17 protein-coding genes and 1 pseudogene are annotated in these 19,763 nt (G+C 61.1%); 16 read left to right on the forward strand and 2 right to left on the reverse strand.

Annotation, left to right across the window (positions count from 1 at the left end):
• Window positions 1-42 precede the first annotated feature (42 nt).
• From OQ460_RS11370 to OQ460_RS11445, 16 genes are all read left to right on the forward strand, one after another.
• Window positions 43-1,653: an ABC transporter substrate-binding protein gene (locus OQ460_RS11370; RefSeq protein ID WP_410021888.1), complete on the forward strand. Its 1,611-nt coding sequence runs from the start codon at window positions 43-45 to the stop codon at window positions 1,651-1,653.
• A gap of 58 nt (window positions 1,654-1,711) precedes the next feature.
• Window positions 1,712-2,629, forward strand: coding sequence for an ABC transporter permease (locus tag OQ460_RS11375; protein ID WP_410021889.1), 918 nt, complete (start codon window positions 1,712-1,714; stop codon window positions 2,627-2,629).
• Between the two features lie 11 nt (window positions 2,630-2,640).
• Window positions 2,641-3,480, forward strand: a complete 840-nt coding sequence (locus OQ460_RS11380; protein WP_410021890.1) for an ABC transporter ATP-binding protein — start codon at window positions 2,641-2,643, stop codon at window positions 3,478-3,480.
• A 10-nt stretch (window positions 3,481-3,490) separates the two neighbouring features.
• Window positions 3,491-4,267, forward strand: a complete 777-nt coding sequence (locus tag OQ460_RS11385) for an ABC transporter ATP-binding protein (RefSeq protein WP_410021891.1) — start codon at window positions 3,491-3,493, stop codon at window positions 4,265-4,267.
• Between the two features lie 96 nt (window positions 4,268-4,363).
• Complete coding sequence (locus tag OQ460_RS11390) at window positions 4,364-4,732, forward strand: 5-carboxymethyl-2-hydroxymuconate Delta-isomerase (protein ID WP_410021892.1); 369 nt, start codon at window positions 4,364-4,366, stop codon at window positions 4,730-4,732.
• A gap of 40 nt (window positions 4,733-4,772) precedes the next feature.
• Window positions 4,773-6,569: a glycoside hydrolase family 28 protein gene (locus OQ460_RS11395; RefSeq protein WP_410021893.1), complete on the forward strand. Its 1,797-nt coding sequence runs from the start codon at window positions 4,773-4,775 to the stop codon at window positions 6,567-6,569.
• Window positions 6,570-6,924: 355 nt separating this feature from the next.
• On the forward strand, window positions 6,925-7,923 hold the full coding sequence (locus OQ460_RS11400) for an NADP-dependent oxidoreductase (RefSeq protein WP_410021894.1): 999 nt from the start codon (window positions 6,925-6,927) through the stop codon (window positions 7,921-7,923).
• A 37-nt stretch (window positions 7,924-7,960) separates the two neighbouring features.
• Entirely contained in the window at window positions 7,961-8,686 is a 726-nt protein-coding gene (locus OQ460_RS11405; RefSeq protein ID WP_410021895.1) for a haloacid dehalogenase type II, read from the forward strand.
• Window positions 8,687-8,931: 245 nt separating this feature from the next.
• Entirely contained in the window at window positions 8,932-10,260 is a 1,329-nt protein-coding gene (locus tag OQ460_RS11410) for a flavin-containing monooxygenase (RefSeq protein ID WP_410021896.1), read from the forward strand.
• Entirely contained in the window at window positions 10,260-10,670 is a 411-nt protein-coding gene (locus OQ460_RS11415) for a RidA family protein (protein ID WP_410017602.1), read from the forward strand. Before OQ460_RS11410 ends, OQ460_RS11415 begins: the two co-directional genes overlap by 1 nt.
• 10 nt (window positions 10,671-10,680) lie before the next feature.
• Window positions 10,681-11,355, forward strand: coding sequence for a DUF1028 domain-containing protein (locus tag OQ460_RS11420; RefSeq protein ID WP_410017603.1), 675 nt, complete (start codon window positions 10,681-10,683; stop codon window positions 11,353-11,355).
• Window positions 11,348-12,517, forward strand: coding sequence for an acetylornithine deacetylase (gene argE, locus OQ460_RS11425; protein ID WP_410017604.1), 1,170 nt, complete (start codon window positions 11,348-11,350; stop codon window positions 12,515-12,517). Before OQ460_RS11420 ends, argE begins: the two co-directional genes overlap by 8 nt.
• Before the next feature lie 15 nt (window positions 12,518-12,532).
• Window positions 12,533-14,026, forward strand: coding sequence for an aldehyde dehydrogenase (locus OQ460_RS11430; RefSeq protein ID WP_410017605.1), 1,494 nt, complete (start codon window positions 12,533-12,535; stop codon window positions 14,024-14,026).
• 67 nt (window positions 14,027-14,093) lie between these two features.
• Window positions 14,094-15,542, forward strand: a complete 1,449-nt coding sequence (locus tag OQ460_RS11435) for an APC family permease (RefSeq protein ID WP_410017606.1) — start codon at window positions 14,094-14,096, stop codon at window positions 15,540-15,542.
• Complete coding sequence (locus tag OQ460_RS11440) at window positions 15,539-16,921, forward strand: aspartate aminotransferase family protein (protein ID WP_410017607.1); 1,383 nt, start codon at window positions 15,539-15,541, stop codon at window positions 16,919-16,921. The genes OQ460_RS11435 and OQ460_RS11440 overlap by 4 nt, the downstream gene beginning before the upstream one ends.
• Before the next feature lie 49 nt (window positions 16,922-16,970).
• Window positions 16,971-18,011 (forward strand): ABC transporter substrate-binding protein, encoded by a 1,041-nt coding sequence (locus OQ460_RS11445; protein ID WP_410017608.1) that lies wholly within the window; start codon window positions 16,971-16,973, stop codon window positions 18,009-18,011.
• A gap of 89 nt (window positions 18,012-18,100) precedes the next feature.
• Here the strand turns inward: OQ460_RS11445 and OQ460_RS11450 are convergent, their stop codons facing one another.
• Window positions 18,101-19,012, reverse strand: coding sequence for a LysR family transcriptional regulator (locus OQ460_RS11450; protein ID WP_410017609.1), 912 nt, complete (start codon window positions 19,010-19,012; stop codon window positions 18,101-18,103).
• Window positions 19,013-19,243: 231 nt separating this feature from the next.
• Window positions 19,244-19,641: pseudogene (locus tag OQ460_RS11455) on the reverse strand (hybrid sensor histidine kinase/response regulator); the annotation flags it as partial.
• Between the last annotated feature and the right edge of the window lie 122 nt (window positions 19,642-19,763).

Genomic DNA, 19,763 nt, shown 5'->3' on the forward strand with positions numbered 1-19,763 from the left:
GGCAGGCGCAACGATAAAACTATAAAAAGAAGGAATTTTTCAATGAAGCCCACTTTCTCCACACTGCACATGAGTCTGCTGGCCGCCGTCCTGGCGCTGGGCCCGGTGACAGCGGCGCACGCCAAGACCCCGGCCGATCAGTTGATCGTCGGCATGAGCATGGTCAACCTGTTTTCCATCGATCCGGCCAACGCCCCGGGCCTGGATGCCTCGGGCGTCAACGCCAATCTCTACGACACCTTGATCAAGCGCGACAACAACAACCCGGAAAAGCACTTGCCACAGTTGGCCGAACGCTGGGCAATCAGCGAAGACGGCAAGCAGGTGACCTTTCATTTGCGCCAGGACGTGAAGTTCCACTCCGGCAATCCGCTGACCGCCGAGGATGTCGCCTGGTCGCTGTATCGCGTGATGAAACTCAACTACGGCTTGGCCACGACCTGGAAGGCCTACGGCTACAGCGTCGACAATATCCAGGCGCTGATCCGCGCTACCGATGCCCACACCCTGGTCGTCGATCTACCGCAAGTCATGGACCCATTGCTGCTGGTGGATTCCCTGGCGATTTCGCCAAGCGCGGTGGTGGTGGACCGCAAGACGGTTCTGGCCCACGAGAAAAACGGCGACCTGGGCGCTGCCTGGCTGGTGACCAATGAAGCTGGCAGCGGCCCGTTTGTGCTGACCAAATGGAGTGCCAACGACTCGCTGTTGCTGACCCGATTTGACGGCTACTGGGCGGGTGCGGCCAAGCTCAAGCGTGTGGTGGTAAGGCACATGACCGAATCGCAGTCACTGCGTCTGATGCTCGAGCGTGGCGACCTGGACCTGGCCTACGGCATGGCGGCGCCGGATATACGGGCCATCGACGGCTCGGACAAACTGCAGGTGCAGTCCTTGCAGCGCGGCACCATGTATTACGTAGCCATGAGCATGAAGCAGCCTGAGTTTGCCAAGCCCCTGGTGCGTGAGGCGGTGCGCAACCTGATTGACTACAAGGGACTGGACCAACAAGTGATGCCATATTACGGCACGCTCAACCAACAGCCGATGCAATTGGGCCTGCAGGCGCGCCTGCCTGATCCCGGTTATCACATGGATGTGGCCAAGGCGAAAAAACTCCTGGCCGAGGCGGGTTACCCACAAGGTTTCACCACTACCATCCGAACGCTGTCCGAACCACCGTTCATTGATATCGCGGCACGTCTGCAATCGACCCTCGCCGAAGGCGGCATCAAAGCCTCTATCGTCACCGGCACCGGCAACCAGGTGTACGGCGCAATGCGTGCGCGCAACTTCGAGATCATCGTGGCCCGGGGCGCCGAGCGTTATCCGCACCCGTATTTCAGCCTGCGTACCTTTGCCTATAACCCCAATAACAGCGACGACGCCGGCCTGCCGAACTTCCAGGGCTGGCGCGCTTCGTTCTTCAACCCGCAACTCAACACCTTGATCGACAAGGCCGGGCAGGAGCGTGACAGCACCCAGCGCCTGAACCTGTATCACCAGGCGCAGAAGATCTACGACCAGCAGATCGGCCCGATCATGATGATCTCGCAGATGACCGACACCGTGGTCAGCGCCGCGGACGTCAAGGGCTTTGACGGCGATGACGCGCTGGCCACCCGTTACCTGGGTGTGCACAAGCAACGCTGACTGCGACCTGGCGCTAGCAAGCGCCGGGTGATTTCCATTTCAACCCGAGAACATGCCAATGATTGCCAACATGTCTTCTACCGAGTCCACCGCCAAGCGGCAGGTTGACCGCACACCCGGGTCCAGTTTCGATGCCTTGTGCAAGAACGGCCTGCGTGTGCTGCGCCATCTGTTGCGTAACCCCATGACCCTGGCCGGGCTGCTGGTCGCGACGCTGCTGATCGTGGTGGCGGCGTTCGCGCCATGGATCGCTACCCACGACCCGGTGGCACAGAACCTCGCCAATGCCTTGCAGGCTCCGGGTGCGGCCCATTGGTTTGGCACTGACGAATATGGCCGGGATATTTTCAGCCGTCTGGTTTACGGCTCGCGCATCACTCTCTACATCATTGCGCTGGTAACGGTGATCGTCGGCCCTATCGGCCTGTTTATCGGCACGGTGTCCGGCTACTACGGCGGCATCGTCGACACGGTGTTCATGCGCCTGACCGACATCTTCATTTCGTTTCCCAGCCTGGTGCTGGCGCTGGCCTTCATCGCTGCCCTCGGTCCTGGGCTGGAGCATGCGGTGGTCGCAATTGCCTTGACCTCCTGGCCACCGATTGCACGCCTGGCACGGGCGGAAACCCTGTCCTTGCGCAAAGCGGACTTTGTGGTCGCAGTAGAGCTGCAGGGCGCATCGTCGTCGCGCATCATCCTGCGGCACATTGTGCCCATGTGCCTGTCGTCGGTGATCATCCGCCTGACCATGAATATGGCCGGCATCATCCTTACCGCCGCTGCCCTGGGCTTTCTTGGCCTGGGTGCCCAGGCACCGCTGCCGGAGTGGGGCGCGATGATTTCCACGGGGCGACGCTACATGCTCGAGTGTTGGTGGCTGGTAGCCGTTCCGGGGGCCGCGATCATGTTGGTCAGCCTGGCATTCAACCTGTTGGGCGACGGCCTGCGGGACATTCTCGATCCGCGTAGCGAGTAACCGGAGGCTCCATGTCTGTCATTAAATTGAAGGTCGAAGGGCTCGATGTGCGCTTCGTCAGCGGCCAGAAAGAAACCCATGCGGTGCGTGACGTGTCGTTCACCCTGGGCCGTGAAAAGCTGGCGATTGTCGGCGAGTCCGGGTCGGGCAAGTCGACGGTGGGGCGCAGCTTGCTCAAGCTGCATCCGGCCAGCGCGAAAGTCAGCGCCAGGGCCATGCAGTTCGGTGAAGTCGATCTGCTGTCGGCCAGTGAAAAAGCCATGCAGAAGATTCGTGGCCAGCGTATCTCGATGATCATGCAAGACCCCAAGTACTCGCTCAACCCGGTGGTCAAGGTCGGCGACCAGATCGCCGAGGCCTACCTGGCGCATCACAAGGCCAGCCGCAGCGAGGCCCGCGAGCGTGTCATGCAAATGCTGGAAAAGGTGCACATCCGCGACCCGCGGCGGGTCTATAACCTGTACCCCCACGAAGTTTCCGGCGGGATGGGGCAGCGCATCATGATCGCGATGATGGTAATCACCAAACCCGAAGTGATCATCGCCGACGAGCCGACTTCGGCTCTCGACGTCTCGGTGCGCCAACAGGTGTTGAGCGTGCTGGAGGAGCTGGTCGAGCAACAGGAACTGGGGCTGATTTTCGTCAGTCACGACCTCAACCTGGTGCGCAACTACTGCGATCGCGTGTTGGTGATGTATGCCGGGCGTGTGGTCGAGTCCCTGGCTGCCTGTGACTTGCAGTACGCCGAACATCCCTATACCCGTGGCCTGCTGGCCGCGTTGCCAAGCATGGATAACCGTCGCGAACGGCTGCCGGTGCTGCAGCGCGATCCGTTGTGGCTGACCTGCTGAGGAATTGACCATGCCCATGATCCAAGCCCATGCACTTAACCTGAGTTTCGGCACTGGCCCCACGGCCAACCAGGTGCTGCACGATGTCAGTCTCAGCGTGGCCGACGGCGAGTCCTTTGGCCTGGTGGGGGAGTCCGGTTCGGGCAAGACTACTGTGCTGCGCTGCCTGGCCGGTCAATATCGACACTGGCACGGCGAGCTGAGCATTGCCGGCGCGCCTCTGCAACACAAGCTCTCCAAGGCGCATTTTCGCCAGGTACAAATGGTTTTCCAGGACCCGTACGGCTCGCTGCATCCACGCCACACCGTCGACACCGCCCTGCGCGAACCGCTGGTTATCCACGCCGTAGAGGACAAGGATGATCGGATCAACGAGATCCTGCTCAAGGTCGGCTTGAACGACAGTTTCCGCTTTCGCTATCCGCATCAGCTGTCGGGAGGGCAGCGCCAGCGGGTTGCGATTGCCCGGGCGTTGATTCTTGAACCACGGGTGTTGCTGCTCGATGAGCCGACCTCGGCCCTGGACGTCTCGGTACAGGCCGAAATCCTCAACCTGCTGGCTGACCTGCGCCAACGCGAAAAGCTGACGTACCTGATGGTGACCCACGACCTCGGCGTGGTGACACACCTGTGCGACCGGGTGGCGGTGATGCAGCAGGGCAAGATCGTTGAGCTGCTCGACAGCCAGGCACTCAGCCAGGACTGCGCTAGCCATGCCTACACGCAGATGCTGGTACAGGCCAGCCGAGACTTCAGTCGCGAGTCGCAACGCGAAAGGGTCAGCTGAAACACAAGGATGGACAACCTGCTGTGGTGTGTTGGCGATACGGCAAGCCCCCCGCCAACACCACCACTTGCTGATTTGCCGAAGAGGGAATCAAACATGCCCCATTGCATTATCGATTGTTCCGCACCCCTGGCGAACCGCGTTGGCGAGCAGGCACTGCTGGCCGCCGTACACGATACCCTTGACGGGTTTGGCCTGTTCAAACCGGGGGATATCAAGGTGCGCTTGCAGGGTTTCGAGCATTACCGTTGCGGTGCGACTCAGGATGACTTTATCCACGTCGCGCTCTATCTGTTCGCCGGGCGCAGCGCCGAGCAACAGCGCAGCCTTGCCAGCGCTACCGTCGCCGCGCTGGTGCAGTTGCTGCCCGAGGTCGAGGCGGTATCCATGGATGTACGGCAAATGCCCCGCGAAACCTTCGTCAACCGCAGCCAATACCTCGAGGAAACCGGGTTGCAGGCGTAGCCCCCCGGTACGATTTCAGGCAAAAACAAGGAAAACAAAAATGCCTTATTCAACGACTGCTGTGTGCCTGCGCCTGGCTTCAGTACTGGCACTGGGCGTCAGCCTGCCGGCCTGGGCGCTGCAACCTCCGACGCAACTGCAAGTGCCGACGCTGGCGTTTGACGATCAGGAGATCATCCTGGTCTGGGAAAAACCTGCGGATCATCGCGCAATTACCGATTACCGGGTCTACGCCAACGGCACACTGCTGGGCAGCGCCAATGCCAACAGCGATCAAGTGTCGCCGGCCAAACCGTACATCGACCGTTTCTACGAGCAAGACACCGCCAACTTCCATTACCGCATCGGGATCCACAGCTATACCGCTCAAGGGCTGAAGCCGGATACCCAGTACCGCTTCACCGTGCGTTCGGTAGGCGCCGATGGTCGCGAGTCTGCCGACAGCGCTGCGCTGGTGCAGCGCACCACGCCTGCTGCTGCGGTGTTCGACGTCAAGCAATACGGTGCCAAGGGCGACGGCAGCAGCCTGGATACCCAGGCCATCCAGAGCACCATCGACGCCTGCACGCCGGGCTGCAAAGTGCTGTTGCCCCAGGGCATCTATAAAAGCGGCGCGCTGTACCTCAAAAGCAACATGACCCTGGAAATCGCCGAAGGTGCGACGCTGCTGGGTTCCGAGCGTGCCGAAGACTATCCGCTGGCGGGCTACATTCAATACCCGTATTCCAGCACCGTGCGCCCGGCCTCACTGATCAATGCCTTGCCGCGCGATCCGCGCAAACACCAGCGGTTCGAGAACATCCGCATCGTCGGCAAGGGCGTGATCGACGGTAATGGCTGGAAGCGTCAGGCCGATGTGACCGACGAGCGTGGGCAGGCGCTGCCGTTCTATCTGCCCAGCGATAACACCCGTTATCTGCAGGACGGCATTCTGGCCAGGGCCCAGGTTGAGCAAGCGGTGGCGCGCGGCATGAACGTCAAGGATGCCTACGGGCAGATGCGTTCGTCACTGATTACCCTGCGCGATGTGAAAAACGTGTTCTATGGCGGCTTCACCGTGCTGAACCCGGCGTTCCACGGGATCATGAACCTGGAGACCGAAAACGTGGTCATGGCCAACACCAGCCACAAGACTTACGACGCCAATAACGGTGACGGCATCGAGTTTGCCAACAGCAAGGGAGCGCTGGTGTTCAATAACTTCTTCGACACCGGGGACGACTGCGTTAATTTTGCCGCAGGCACCGGTGCAGATGCGGTGCGTCAGAAACCCCAGGAAGACGCCTGGATCTTCAACAACTACTTTCGCAAGGGTCACGGCATGGTGGTCGCCGGCAGCCACACCGGGGCCTGGATCCAGAACATCCTTGCCGAAGACAACGTCTCCGATGGCACCGATGCGGGCCTGCGCATGAAGAGCACCAACTTCATGGACGGTGGTGCACGGAATGTGACCTTTCGTGATTCGGCGATCCGCAACACCGTCAAACAGGCCTTCATCTTCACCCTCGACTACAACGACCCGAACGCCAAGCTCGACTACAAGCGGTCCACCGTACCTGGGCAATTCAAGGACATCCGGGTGAGCGATGTCAGCGTCGAAAATGCCCAGGGCGCGGCCATTGAGGTCAAGGGTGACAGCCGCGCAAACGCTTACCACCAGGGGTTGGTTTTCGAGCGGGTACGCTTCAAGGGACCGGCCAAGGCGCGCTTGGATGGCCTCAAGGATTCGCATTTTGACGACGTGGTGTTCAGCGAGGCCGGCGATGCCAGCCCCTGGCAGGTAACGGGCAGCCAAGGGCTGACGTTCAAGGACGTGCAGCCGGCGCCGTTGTAAGGCAGCGGCCGGCGGCCCGGCGATTTTGCGGGTTTTTACGTCGCAATAGGATGAGATACCGATGTACACCTAACCCTCTCCCAAGAGGGGCTAGGGTGAGGGGCGGTTCTCAAGCCAGACAAAAAAACCATCCCCTCAGAAAACAGCTCTCATTTTGCTGCCTGACAATGCAGCAACGGTTATGCTCTCAATATATAGATGTCAATCGTAATCAAAAATATTGACGATTAAGATTACGACTATCATCATAGTCGTGTACTCCCGCGATCAGCGCGTCGAGAACAATCAACGACAGTAGTGTCGCTAATGGGTACTGCATCCTGCCTCGGCAAACCACCATTGAATGAGCCAAACCATGAAGGCATTTTTCATCGAGCGTTATAAGGACACTGGCCGCATTGGCCACTTACCGCCACCAGAAGTCGGTGACGACGAGGTATTGATCCAGGTATACGCCGCCAGTATCAACGTGTTGGACTCCAAGATCAGAAGCGGCGAGTTCAAGCTGATCCTGCCTTATACCTTTCCCTTGGTGCTGGGCAACGACCTGGCTGGCGTGGTCGTACGGGTGGGCGCCGGGGTTCGGCGTTTCAAGGCCGGTGATGAGGTCTATGGGCGGGTACACGAAACCCGTATCGGCACCTTCGCCGAATTGGCGTGCGCGAAGGAAGACGCTCTCGCGCTCAAACCGGTGAATGTCGATATGGTGCAGGCTGCTTCGCTTCCTCTGGTCAGCCTGACCGCCTGGCAGGTGTTGGTACAGACCGCCAAGCTGGAAAAAGGCCAGAAGGTACTGATTCATGCGGGCTCCGGCGGTGTTGGAACAATCGCTATCCAGCTCGCCAAGCACTTGGGCGCTTTCGTGGCCACCACCACCAGCACCCGCAATGTCGAGTGGGTCAAGGCGTTGGGTGCTGATCTGGTGATCGACTACACACAGCAGCACTTCGAAACGCTGCTGCACGATTACGATGTCGTGTTGAACAGCCTGGGCTCGGACGTACTGGCCAAATCTCTCAAAGTCCTCAAGCCTGGCGGGCAGCTGATTTCCATCTCCGGACCCCCGACCCCGCAGTTTGCCCGGGAGCAGGGGCTGTCCTGGGTGCTGAGGCAGGCCATGGGCCTGTTGAGCCATGGCATCCGCAGCAAGGCGCGCAAGCACGCAATCAACTACAGTTTTGTTTTCATGCGGGCCAGCGGCAGCCAATTGCACGAGATCACCGCCCTTATCGAGTCCGGCGTGATCAAGCCTGTGGTTGATCGCACGTTTGCTCTGGAGTCCGCGGCAGAGGCTCTGGCGTATGTCGATAAGGGCAGGGCAAAAGGTAAAGTTGTGATCAGCGTGATCCCGTGACGGGCACAACGTCACCAATAACCTGAGGAATCACCCAATGACCCTCCCCAAGGCCTTGGCATTCGACGTCTTCGGTACCGTGGTTGACTGGCATTCGAGTATTGCCCGTGAAACCCGCACCTTTCTGTCCACCTATTTGCCATCGGTGGACCCAGCGATGTTTGCATTGCAATGGCGCGAGTTGTACCCACAAGCCATGGGCGAATGCATCAGCGGCCAGCGTGGTTTCGTGGTCCTCGATACGTTGCATCACGAGACTCTGCAGAAGGTGCTGACAGCCTATGGTGCGGATATCAGCCGGATTGACCCTGGCGAGTTGTGGCACGTTGCCCATGCTTGGCGCCGCCTGGACCCCTGGCCGGATGTGGTTGAAGGTCTGGCCCGGTTGCGCCGCCGCTTTCCCGTCGTGACGTTGTCGAACGCCAATGTGCAGTTGATGATCGCGATGAACCGCTATAACGGTTTGCAATGGGATGCGCTTTTGGGGGCGGAGTTCGCGCAAACCTATAAACCGGACCCTGTCGCCTACCTGACCACGGTCAAGGCCCTGGGCCTGGCGCCTGAGCAACTGTGCCTGGTGGCGTGTCACCACCGGGATCTCGCGGCGGCCAGGGCATGCGGCTTGATGACTGCGTATGTCGATCGTCCGCTGGAGTATGGCGCAGCGCCTGCGCCGGACGCGGCAGATGCCCAGCAATGGGACTGGCACGCCGACAGTTTTATTGAGCTTGCCCACACGCTTCAGGCAGCCGCGGCTCAGTAGTTACAAACACATGTCTTGCAGTACCACGCCTCTCGTCTTGGCCCACTGACACGCGCCGCTCAGGCGCATGCAGTTTTTTCCTTCCCCGCAACGATAAAAACCCTCGTTTCGCAAATTCCCGCCTGCCAACACAATCGCCTCGACACCGCCGTTCGATAGCCGCAACCGCAGAACAACAAAAACACCACAACCCGAGGCGGCGCCATGCCGGCCTGAATTGAACCCACTGTCGGAAGTGCACAGACATGCCCGTTGAAACAGTACAGATAGACACGCTAGTTATAGGTGCCGGCCAGGCCGGCGTGGCCATGAGTGAGCATTTGAGCAGGCAAGGGGTGCCGCATCTGGTGCTGGAGCGCAACCGCATTGCCGAAGCCTGGCGTACGGCGCGTTGGGATTCCCTGGTAGCTAACGGTCCGGCCTGGCATGACCGTTTCCCGGGGCTGGAGTTCGAGGGGCTGGCACCCGATGCCTTCGCAACGAAGGATCAGGTGGCGGATTATTTCGAGGCCTATGCCAGCAAATTCAATGCGCCGATCCGCGTTGGCGTGGAGGTCAAGAATGTACAGCGTAACAGCGGTCGTCCGGGCTTCACCGTAGCAACCAGCGAAGGCCTGATCGAGGCCTTGCATGTGGTAGTTGCCACCGGGCCGTTTCAGCGGCCGGTGATTCCGCCGATCGCACCGGATCTGCCGGGCATTACCCAGATGCACTCCGCTCAATATCGCAACCCGCAACAGTTGCCCGAGGGCGCGGTGCTGGTGGTGGGAGCAGGGTCCTCAGGGGTACAGATCGCCGATGAACTGCAGCGCGCCGGCAAGCAGGTGTATCTCTCTGTGGGCGCCCATGACCGTCCGCCACGGGCCTATCGCAAACGTGACTTCTGCTGGTGGCTGGGGGTGCTCGGCGAATGGGATGCCGAAGCGGTCCAGCCGGGCAAGGAGCACGTGACCATTGCCGTAAGCGGTGCGCGGGGCGGGCATACCGTGGATTTCCGGCGGCTGGCCCATGAAGGCGTCACGCTGGTGGGCCTGACCAAGGCGTTCAACGGTGGCGTGGTGACATTCGAGTCCAACCTGGCCGAGAACATTGCTCGCGGCGACGAAAACTACCTGGCGCTGCTGGACGCGGCCGATGCCTATGTCGCCCGCAATGGCCTGGATCTGCCCCTCGAACCCGCAGCGCGCGAGTTGCTGCCCGACCCACAATGCCTGACGCAACCGCTCCTTGAACTGGACCTGCTCAAGGCCGGCGTAGCCACCATCATCTGGGCCACTGGTTATTCGGTGGATTACAGCTGGCTGAAAGTCGACGCCCTCGATGCCAACGGCAAACCGCGGCACCAGCGCGGTGTATCCAGCGAACCGGGGGTGTACTTCGTTGGCCTGCCATGGCTGTCACGGCGCGGTTCGGCGTTTATCTGGGGCGTCTGGCATGACGCCAGGCACATTGGCGATCACATCGCCAAGCAGCGTACCTATCTGGCCTACCAGGACGCCGGCGAGCAGTTATGCGAGCGCGACACCCGCCAAGCGCAACCGGCCAAGAACCACAACCTGATGGGAGTCCGTTGATGCCTACTCATACACGCATCCGCATGTTCAACACCAAGCAAACCTACCCCAACCAGGCGCTGGACAACGATCTGTGCCAGGCCGTGCGCGCTGGCAACACCGTCTATGTACGTGGCCAGGTCGGCACAGATTTCAACGGCCAGTTGGTGGGCCTTGGCGACCCGCGCGCCCAGGCCGAACAGGCGATGCGCAACGTCAAGCAATTGCTGGAGGAGGCCGGCAGCGACTTGAGCCACATCGTCAAGACCACCACGTACCTGATCGACCCGCGCTACCGCGAGCCGGTGTACCAGGAGGTGGGTAAATGGCTCAAGGGTGTGTTTCCGATTTCCACCGGGCTGGTGGTCAGCGCGCTCGGTCAGCCGCAGTGGCTGATGGAAATCGACGTGATTGCGGTAATTCCCGAATAAGGAGCTGGTCATGACATTTTCAATTGTCGGACGCTGCGCCGAAACCGGCCAGTTGGGCATAGCAATCAGCTCCTCAAGCATTGCCGTGGGTGCCCGCTGCCCCTGGCTACGGGCCGGTGTCGGCGCTGTAGCCAGCCAGAACATCACGCTGCCGGCCCTTGGCCCACAGATCCTCGACGAACTGGCCGGCGGGCTCGCCGCACAAACAGCCATGGATCGCGCCCTGGCACGCAACGGCTATAGCCAGTATCGCCAGGTGGCAGTGGTGGATGCGCAGGGCCACACCGCTGTTTTCAGCGGCAGCCAGGCCCTGGGCAGTCACCACGCGCTGGCCGGTGAGCAGTGCGTGGCGGCCGGCAATCTATTGGCCGATGTCGGGGTGATCACCGCGATGGTCGGGGCCTTCGAGCGCAGCGAAGGTTGCCTTGCAGCGCGCCTGCTGAGCGCGCTGCAGGCCGGGCAGGGCGCCGGCGGTGAAGCCGGGGCGGTCCATTCGGCGGCGCTGTCGGTAGTCGATGACCTGACGTGGCCGATTGTCGATCTGCGGGTGGACTGGGCTGAGCAAAACCCGATTGGCCAACTGCAGGAGCTGTGGCTTGCCTACGAACCGCAACTGCAGGATTACCTGACCCGTGCCTTGAACCCGACCCTGGCGCCTCGCTATGGAGTACCGGGCGATGAGTGAATTGCGCAGCCGCGCACTGCTGGCCAGGCTGGTGAGTTTCGCCACGGTCAGTCGCGACTCGAATCTATCGCTGATCGAGTTCGTGCGTGACTATTTGCAAGGCCTGGGTGTGGATTGCGAATTGATCTACAACCCTGAGCGGACCAAGGCCAACCTGCTGGCGAGCATCGGCCCGCAGGTAGCCGGCGGCGTGGTGTTGTCGGGGCATACCGATGTGGTGCCGGTGGATGGACAGGCCTGGACGGTCGAACCGTTTTGCCTGAGTGAGGCACAGGGCAAATTGTTCGGGCGCGGCACTGCAGACATGAAGGGCTACCTGGCTTCGGTGTTGGCCGCCGTGCCGATATTCCTCGCCAGCCCGCTGCGCCGGCCGGTACACCTGGCGTTTTCCTATGACGAAGAAGTCGGCTGCCTGGGCGTACGCAGTCTGTTGGCGTTGCTGCCCCAGCGCATTCCCCAACCAGCACTGTGCCTGATTGGTGAACCGACCCTGCTGCAACCGGTGCTAGGTCATAAGGGCAAATTGGCGATGCGCTGCCATGTCAAAGGCGCGGCCTGCCATTCGGCTTACGCGCCTTATGGGGTGAATGCCATCGAACAGGCGGCCCGCTTGATCGGTCGCCTCGCCGAGATCGGTGCAGACCTGGCGGCCCCATCGCGACATGACCCGCGCTTTGATCCCGCGTATTCGACGGTGCAGGTGGGGGTGATTACGGGCGGTACGGCGCTGAATATCGTGCCCGCCGATTGCCGTTTCGATTTCGAGGTGCGGGCCTTGCCGGATTTCACCGCGCAAAACGTCGTCGAGCAATTGCAGGACTACGCCGAGCAGACGCTGCTGCCGGGCATGCGTGCGGTGCAAGCCGACACGGCGATTGATTTTGAGCCGCTGTCGGCCTATCCGGGCCTCGCAACCGCGCCCGACAGCGACGCCGCGCGTCTGATTGCCCGGCTATGCGGCAGTGATGCGTTCGGCACCGTGGCGTTTGGTACCGAAGGTGGCCTGTTTCATCAGGCCGGCGTACCGACGGTGGTCTGTGGCCCCGGCAGCATGGACCAGGGGCACAAACCCGATGAATACGTGGGCGTTGAACAAATGGCGGCGTGCGACCGCTTGATGGATCGCCTGGCGATTTACCTCAGTGAACCCAGCGACCTCTGACCCAAGGAACTTGCAGTGAACGATTTCAATCAGTGGAAAACCCGAGCGGCACAGTTGCGCCTGCGCGACAGCGCGTTGATCGACGGAGAGCCTCGCCAGGCAGCCGACGGCACGCGACTGGAAGTGATCAACCCGGCCACCGGCAAATGCCTGGCACATGTAGCGGCCTGCGGCGACCGGGAAGTCGACCTTGCCGTGGCCAGTGCCCGCAAGGCTTTCGAACAAGGCCCTTGGGCGCGCATGGCACCCATCGAGCGCAAGGCCGTGCTGTTGCGCCTGTCGCAATTGATGCTGGAGCACCGTGAGGAACTGGCGCTGCTGGACTCCCTGAGCATGGGCAAGCCGGTAATGGATGCCTGGAACATCGATGTGCCGGGCGCTGCCCATGTGTTCGCCTGGTACGGCGAAAGCCTGGACAAACTCTACGATCAGGTCGCGCCCTCGGCCGCCAATGTCCTGGCCACGATTACCCGGGTTCCACTGGGAGTGATCGCAGCGGTGGTGCCCTGGAATTTCCCCTTGGACATGGCCGCCTGGAAACTCGCCCCGGCGCTGGCCGCCGGCAACAGCGTGGTGCTCAAGCCTGCCGAGCAGTCACCGTTTTCTGCCCTGCGCCTGGCCGAACTGGCCCTGGAAGCGGGGTTGCCGCCGGGCGTGCTGAATGTCGTACCGGGGCGGGGAGAGCAGGCGGGGCGGGCGCTGGGCTTGCACCCGGATGTCGACTCACTGGTGTTCACCGGCTCGACCCAAGTCGGCAAGTACTTTATGCAATACGCAGCGCAATCGAATCTCAAGCAGGTTTGGCTGGAGTGCGGCGGCAAGAGCCCGAACCTGGTGTTTGCCGATTGCCAGGACCTGGACCTGGCGGCGCAAAAAGCCGCGTTCGGGATCTTCTTCAACCAGGGCGAAGTGTGCTCGGCCAACTCGCGGTTGCTGGTGCAGCGCTCGATTCACGATGAATTCGTCGAGCGCCTGATCGCCCAGGCGCGCCTGTGGCAGCCGGGTAATCCACTGGATCCGTCGAGCCGCGCCGGGGCGATTGTCGATGCCCGACAGACCGCGCGAATCATGGGCTACATCCAACAGGCCGAGGCTGAAGGCGCGAGCCTGGCTTGCGGTGGTCGGCAGTTGCGCATCGATGGGTCGAGCAACTTTATCGAACCGACGATTTTCACCCAGGTGCATGCAGGGATGCAGTTGGCGCGCGAAGAAGTGTTCGGGCCGGTTCTGGCGGTCAGCGTGTTCGATGACGAGGAACAGGCGATCGCCATGGCCAATGAGCATATCTACGGCCTGGCTGCATCGCTGTGGACCGATGACCTGAACCGCGCCCACCGCGTGGCGCGACGCCTCAACGCGGGCACGGTGTCGGTGAATACCGTGGACGCGCTGGACGTTACGGTGCCCTTTGGCGGGGGCAAACAGTCGGGGTTCGGTCGCGATCTGTCACTGCATGCATTCGATAAATACACCCAATTGAAAACCACCTGGATCCAGCTGCGTAGCTGACGGCTATCCCACAGGCTTCACCCGTAATCGATTTGTTCTCCCTTAAAACAAGAAAACGGAGCAACCGATGGACAGTTCCTCAAGCGTGCCGCTGCAAAACGTTACTCCTGCCCCGGTGGGCTCGCGCCGACGCCTGGGCCTGAGCGCCCTGTTGGCGGTGGCCGTCGGCCTGGTGGTGTCCCAGGGCGTCATGGTGCTGATGCTGCAGGGCGTCGGGATCGCCGGCATGGGCTTTGTCATACCGCTGGCCCTGGCGTGGCTGTTGGCACTCAGTTACGCCTGTTCATTTTCCGAACTGGCGTTGATGATCCCGCGCGCCGGTAGCCTGAGCAGCTACACCGAAGTCGCCATCGGCCAGTTCCCGGCTATCCTGGCGACGTTCTCCGGGTATGTGGTGGTGGCGATGTTCGCCCTGTCGGCGGAACTGCTGCTGATGGAGTTCATCATCGACAAGGTCTACCCCCACTCGATGCCGCCATTGAGCGTCGCGCTGGGCGTGCTGTGCCTGTTCACCGTACTCAACCTGTTCAACATCGACATTTTTTCGCGCCTGCAGACGGTGCTGGCGCTGGTGATGACGGTGATGTTGCTGGTGATGGGCCTGGGAGCGTTGACCAGCGAGGGCGCCAGCAGCGTCTCGACCCTGGTGGCGGCTTCCGGTTGGAACCCGATGGGCCTGGGGGTGATCGCCCTGGCTGCGATGGCTGTCTGGGGCTTTGTCGGCGCGGAGTTCGTTTGCCCACTGGTGGAGGAAACCCAGCGTCCGGAGCGCAACATCCCGGCCTCGATGATGATCGGCCTGACGGTGATCTTCGTGATCATTTGCCTGTACTGCCTGGGCGCCTTGCTGACGGTTCCGCAGGCGGAACTGGCCAGCAACGGCTTGCCGCATTATCTGTTCGCCACCACAGTGTTCGGCGAAGCGGGGCAGGTGTTTCTGGTGACGGCGGCGATCACTGCGACCTGCAGTACGCTGAACAGCTCACTGGCGGCCATCCCGCGCATGTTGCTGGGCATGGCCCGTAACGGCCAGGCGTTTGGGGTATTCAAACTGCAGGGCAAGCGCAGCGGTGCGCCTTGGGTTGCGGTGTTGTTCGTCGCGGCGGTGACCGGCCTGCCGTTGCTGCTGATGCATGACAACCCCGGCGCGATCAATCTGCTGTTATTGGCTGCGGCGCTGGCCTGGCTGCTGGCCTACATCATCACCCACATTAATGTGATCGCTTTGCGCCGGCGTTATCCCGATGTGCATCGGCCATTTCGTACGCCGTTCTACCCGTTGCCGCAGCTGTTTGGCATCGCCGGCATGCTCTTTGCGATCTGGCATGTATCCCCAAGCCCCGACATGACTGTTCCGATCTTTGCCAGTGCCGGCGTGGTGCTGGGCATTGTTTCGCTGATCGCGGTGGTGTGGGTCAAGTGTGTCATGCGCAAACCTCTGTTCAAGCCCGAGCCGCTGGCGGCTGTATCGGGCACCCATTGCGACAAGATCAATAAGCAAGGAGACCTGCAATGAAAGCCTCACTCAACGCAACCCGCAGCACCCGCGAATATCAGGCGCTGGACGCGGCGCACCATATCCATGCGTTTCTCGACCAGAAGGCTCTCAACGCCGAAGGGCCTCGGGTGATCGTTCGCGGCGAAGGCCTGGCGTTGTGGGATAACGATGGCAAGCGTTACCTGGACGGCATGTCCGGCCTGTGGTGTACCAATCTGGGATATGGCCGCCAGGACCTGGCCGCCGCGGCCAGCCGCCAACTGGAACAACTGCCGTACTACAACATGTTCTTCCACACCACCCATCCGGCGGTGGTGGAGCTTTCGGAACTGCTATTCAGCCTGCTGCCGGACCACTACAGCCACGCCATCTATACCAACTCCGGCTCCGAGGCCAATGAAGTATTGATCCGCACGGTGCGTCGTTACTGGCAGATCCTCGGTAAACCGCAGAAGAAAATCATGATCGGTCGCTGGAATGGCTACCACGGCTCGACCCTGGGCGCCTCGGCCCTTGGCGGCATGAAGTTCATGCATGAAATGGGCGGAGTGATCCCGGATGTGGCGCATATCGATGAGCCGTACTGGTTCGCCCACGAAGGCGACCTGACGCCCGCCGAATTCGGGCTGCGCGCCGCCCGGCAACTGGAGGAGAAAATTCTGGAGCTGGGCGCCGAGAATGTCGCGGCGTTCGTGGCCGAACCGTTCCAGGGCGCTGGCGGCATGATTTTTCCGCCAGAGAGCTACTGGCCGCAAATCCAGCGTATCTGCCGCCAGTACGACGTGCTGTTGTGTGCCGATGAAGTTATCGGTGGTTTCGGGCGTACCGGTGAATGGTTCGCCCACGAATACTTCGGTTTCGAGCCTGACACCTTGTCCATCGCCAAGGGCCTGACCAGCGGCTACATCCCTATGGGTGGGCTGATCCTGTCCAAGCGCATGGCAGAGGTATTGGTGGAGCAGGGCGGGGTGTTCGCCCATGGCCTGACCTATTCCGGGCACCCGGTTGCGGCGGCGGTGGCGATCGCCAACCTCAAGGCTTTGCGCGATGAAGGCATTGTCGCCCAGGTCAAGAGCGACACCGGCCCGTATCTGCAGGGTTGCCTGCGCGAAGTTTTCGGCGCTCACCCGCTGATCGGCGAAATCCAGGGCGCCGGGATGGTGGCGGCGCTGCAATTTGCCGAAGACAAGGACAGCCGCAAGCGCTTTGCCAATGAAAACGAGATGGCGTGGCAATGCCGCACCTTTGGCTTCGAGGAAGGCCTGATCATCCGCTCGACCCTGGGCCGGATGATCATGGCGCCGGCGCTGGTGGCCAGCCATGCCGACATCAATGAACTGGTCGACAAGACCCGTATTGCTGTAGATCGCACCGCCCGCGCTTACGGTCGCCTCTGAGTCCCGTCGCCGGCTCGTGCGGGCGAGCCGGCTTTTCGAGGAACGCTTCATGTCCAGATCCTTGCGTTGCACTATTGCGTGTGCCCTGGCGTTGCTGAGTACCAGCGTGCTGGCCGCGCCACAAAGCCTGACCGTGATTTCCTTCGGCGGCGCCACCAAGCAGGCCCAGGACAAGGCCTACTTTCAACCCTTTAACGCCAGCGGTGCGGGAAGCATTGTGGCCGGCGAATACAACGGCGAACTCTCGAAGATCAAGGCCATGGTGTTGGCCGGACACACCAGCTGGGACGTGGTCGAAGTGGAAAGCCCCGAGCTGTTGCGCGGTTGTGAGGAGGGGCTGTTCGAAAAGCTCGACCTGACGGCCATGGGTGATTCGGCTGATTTTGTGCCGGGAACCCTCACCGAGTGCGGCGTGGCTACTTATGTCTGGTCGATGGTGCTGGCTTATGACCAGAGCAAGCTGAGCCGCGCGCCAAAATCCTGGGCTGACGTCTGGAATGTTGCCGAGTACCCGGGCAAGCGTGGTCTGCGCAAGGGTGCCAAGTACACCCTGGAAATTGCCTTGCTGGCCGACGGCGTCACGCCTGAGGACTTATATAAGGTGTTGAGCACGCCGCAAGGGGTGTCGCGAGCATTCGCCAAGCTTGACCAGATCAAGCCGAACATCCAGTGGTGGGAGGCGGGTGCCCAGCCAGCGCAGTGGCTGGTGGCAGGGGATGTGGTGATGAGTGCCGCCTACAACGGGCGCATCGCATCGGCGCAGAAGGAAGGGGTGAAACTGAGTATCGTATGGCCGCAAAGCCTGTACGACCCCGAATACTGGGCCGTGGTCAAAGGCACGCCAAACAAGGCCCTGGCCGAGAAGTTCATTGCCTTTGCCAGCCAGCCGCAAACCCAGAAAGTGTTCTCGCAAAACATCCCTTACGGCCCCGTGCATCGCCAGACCCTGGCGTTGCTGCCGGCTACCGTGCGCGATCAACTGCCCACCGCCGAGGCCAACCTGGCTCAGGGGCGGGCGGTGGATGCCGAGTTCTGGGTTGACCATGGCGAGGAGCTGGAACAGCGCTTCAATGCCTGGGCTGCTCGCTGACTAAACAGAGCACCACACCGGGTGTCGCAGCTGCCGAGCGTTGGCCAGGCTTGACAGCTGCGACGCCCGGTGTGGTTCTGGTGCCGCATTCATACCAGCCATTGGGTAAATTGCTCCTTGCAGTAATCCACGAACAACTGCGCCGGCTTGGTCAGGTGCGTACGCTTGAGCCAGCCCGCCACCAGCGCCGAACCGGTCACATCTTCGGCGATGTTGACGCACACCACTTGCTGCCCATCGTAGGTGCATGTTGAATGCGGTCGGGTGACCAGCACCGCAAAACCGAATTCCTGGCCCACCATGCCGCGCACCATCTCGATGGAGGGGGAGCTGAACACAATGTTCGGCGTCAGGCCCAGTTCCTCGAAGATGCTTACGAAATAGGTGCGGCTGGGTTGTACGTCCAGCAGAATCATGGGCTCCAGCGCCAGGTCGCGCAATGACACTTCGGCCTGACCAGCAAACCGATGACTTGCCGGCAACAACGCGTAGGGCCGTTGTGGCGCCATCAATGCTTCCGTCTCGATGGTGCTGTCCAGATCGTGCTGATAGAAAATCGCCAGATCAAAACGCCCCCCGGTCAACCCTTGCACCAGCTCCTGTTGCTCGCCGTCTTGCAAGCGAATTTCCACGCCAGGGAACCGTTGGCGAAAACCGGCGATCAGCCGCGGCAGGTAGAGCGGGGCGACCGTCTCGAAGCAACCGATATCGATCTGCCCACTGACCACATCGTTGTCGGCCAGGGCGTTCTGCTCGAACTCCCGGGCCATGCGCAGCAGTTCCTGCGCCTTGCGATAGAAACGCGCACCTGCAGGGGTCAACGAAACGCCCTGGGCGTGATGGCGGATAAGCAATTGCACACCGAAAGAGTCTTCCAGGCCCTTGACCGCCGTGGCGATCGATGGCTGCGCGATGTACAGCTTGCGCGACGCTTCAGCGACACTGCCACATTCGACGGTGGTGACGAAGTACTTCAACTGACGCAAGGAATAGGACGCCACTGCACACCTCGGTTCTGGATGGTTTTTTACCTACTTTACCTTGTGCCGTCGGTGCCCGTGGCGGGTGTCACTACGGATTTTGCTGGGCAGTGGCAATATTAAAACTGGGTATTGATGCAAGTGAACGCGTCGGATTGTAAGAGCCAGTCCTTTCAGGTCTTTGAAAAGCCAGACACACTTGGCTGATACCGGTTCGTCGAAAGACGAAGATCTACCGGCGAAGTGAAACCATCCCTGGGAGTTAAACATGGTGAACTCCCCCGCGCTGTGATCGCTTAAGGTATTGGACACTTCCCGGTCATCCATCTCCAGGCCCAGCCAGCCCGAATTCAGATCGCTCTTGTCTAGGCGAACGGGGTGGCGTTGTACAAGCGCACCACCTTGGCCTCGTCGCCGCTGGTGACGTAGATCAGGTTGAGCTGCTTGGCCTTCAGGTAATCGCGCATGCGCTGGGTCAGCCAAATACTCCATTGCCGGCCAGGATGGGTGCCCAACAGCAGATACACTTCCTCTTCGGATACAGCGCTGTCGGCGTTCTTGTCGCACCGGGTGGCCGATAGGCTGAGACTTTCGAGCAGGGCTTCGCGGGTGGTGAAAAAGGTATGGGCCTCGGCGATTGCGCTGCTCATAGCCCAGGCGGTAGTACGCGACCGACAACGGGGAGCGGCCGCACTTATCCCAGAAGTACAAAACGCCCGATGCGGTGCATCGGGCGTTTTGAGACTGAAACAGGCGCAAACCTGTTTCTGGA

Source organism: Pseudomonas imrae (assembly GCF_046352735.2).
Classification (GTDB): domain Bacteria; phylum Pseudomonadota; class Gammaproteobacteria; order Pseudomonadales; family Pseudomonadaceae; genus Aquipseudomonas; species Aquipseudomonas imrae.

What these genes read in the sequence shown, in the direction of transcription:
- OQ460_RS11370 (WP_410021888.1), top strand. Translation starts at nt 43, where the DNA reads ATGAAGCCCACTTTCTCCACACTGCACATGAGTCTGCTGGCCGCCGTC.
- OQ460_RS11375 (WP_410021889.1), top strand. Translation starts at nt 1,712, where the DNA reads ATGATTGCCAACATGTCTTCTACCGAGTCCACCGCCAAGCGGCAGGTT.
- OQ460_RS11380 (WP_410021890.1), top strand. Translation starts at nt 2,641, where the DNA reads ATGTCTGTCATTAAATTGAAGGTCGAAGGGCTCGATGTGCGCTTCGTC.
- OQ460_RS11385 (WP_410021891.1), top strand. Translation starts at nt 3,491, where the DNA reads ATGCCCATGATCCAAGCCCATGCACTTAACCTGAGTTTCGGCACTGGC.
- OQ460_RS11390 (WP_410021892.1), top strand. Translation starts at nt 4,364, where the DNA reads ATGCCCCATTGCATTATCGATTGTTCCGCACCCCTGGCGAACCGCGTT.
- OQ460_RS11395 (WP_410021893.1), top strand. Translation starts at nt 4,773, where the DNA reads ATGCCTTATTCAACGACTGCTGTGTGCCTGCGCCTGGCTTCAGTACTG.
- OQ460_RS11400 (WP_410021894.1), top strand. Translation starts at nt 6,925, where the DNA reads ATGAAGGCATTTTTCATCGAGCGTTATAAGGACACTGGCCGCATTGGC.
- OQ460_RS11405 (WP_410021895.1), top strand. Translation starts at nt 7,961, where the DNA reads ATGACCCTCCCCAAGGCCTTGGCATTCGACGTCTTCGGTACCGTGGTT.
- OQ460_RS11410 (WP_410021896.1), top strand. Translation starts at nt 8,932, where the DNA reads ATGCCCGTTGAAACAGTACAGATAGACACGCTAGTTATAGGTGCCGGC.
- OQ460_RS11415 (WP_410017602.1), top strand. Translation starts at nt 10,260, where the DNA reads ATGCCTACTCATACACGCATCCGCATGTTCAACACCAAGCAAACCTAC.
- OQ460_RS11420 (WP_410017603.1), top strand. Translation starts at nt 10,681, where the DNA reads ATGACATTTTCAATTGTCGGACGCTGCGCCGAAACCGGCCAGTTGGGC.
- argE (WP_410017604.1), top strand. Translation starts at nt 11,348, where the DNA reads ATGAGTGAATTGCGCAGCCGCGCACTGCTGGCCAGGCTGGTGAGTTTC.
- OQ460_RS11435 (WP_410017606.1), top strand. Translation starts at nt 14,094, where the DNA reads ATGGACAGTTCCTCAAGCGTGCCGCTGCAAAACGTTACTCCTGCCCCG.
- OQ460_RS11440 (WP_410017607.1), top strand. Translation starts at nt 15,539, where the DNA reads ATGAAAGCCTCACTCAACGCAACCCGCAGCACCCGCGAATATCAGGCG.
- OQ460_RS11445 (WP_410017608.1), top strand. Translation starts at nt 16,971, where the DNA reads ATGTCCAGATCCTTGCGTTGCACTATTGCGTGTGCCCTGGCGTTGCTG.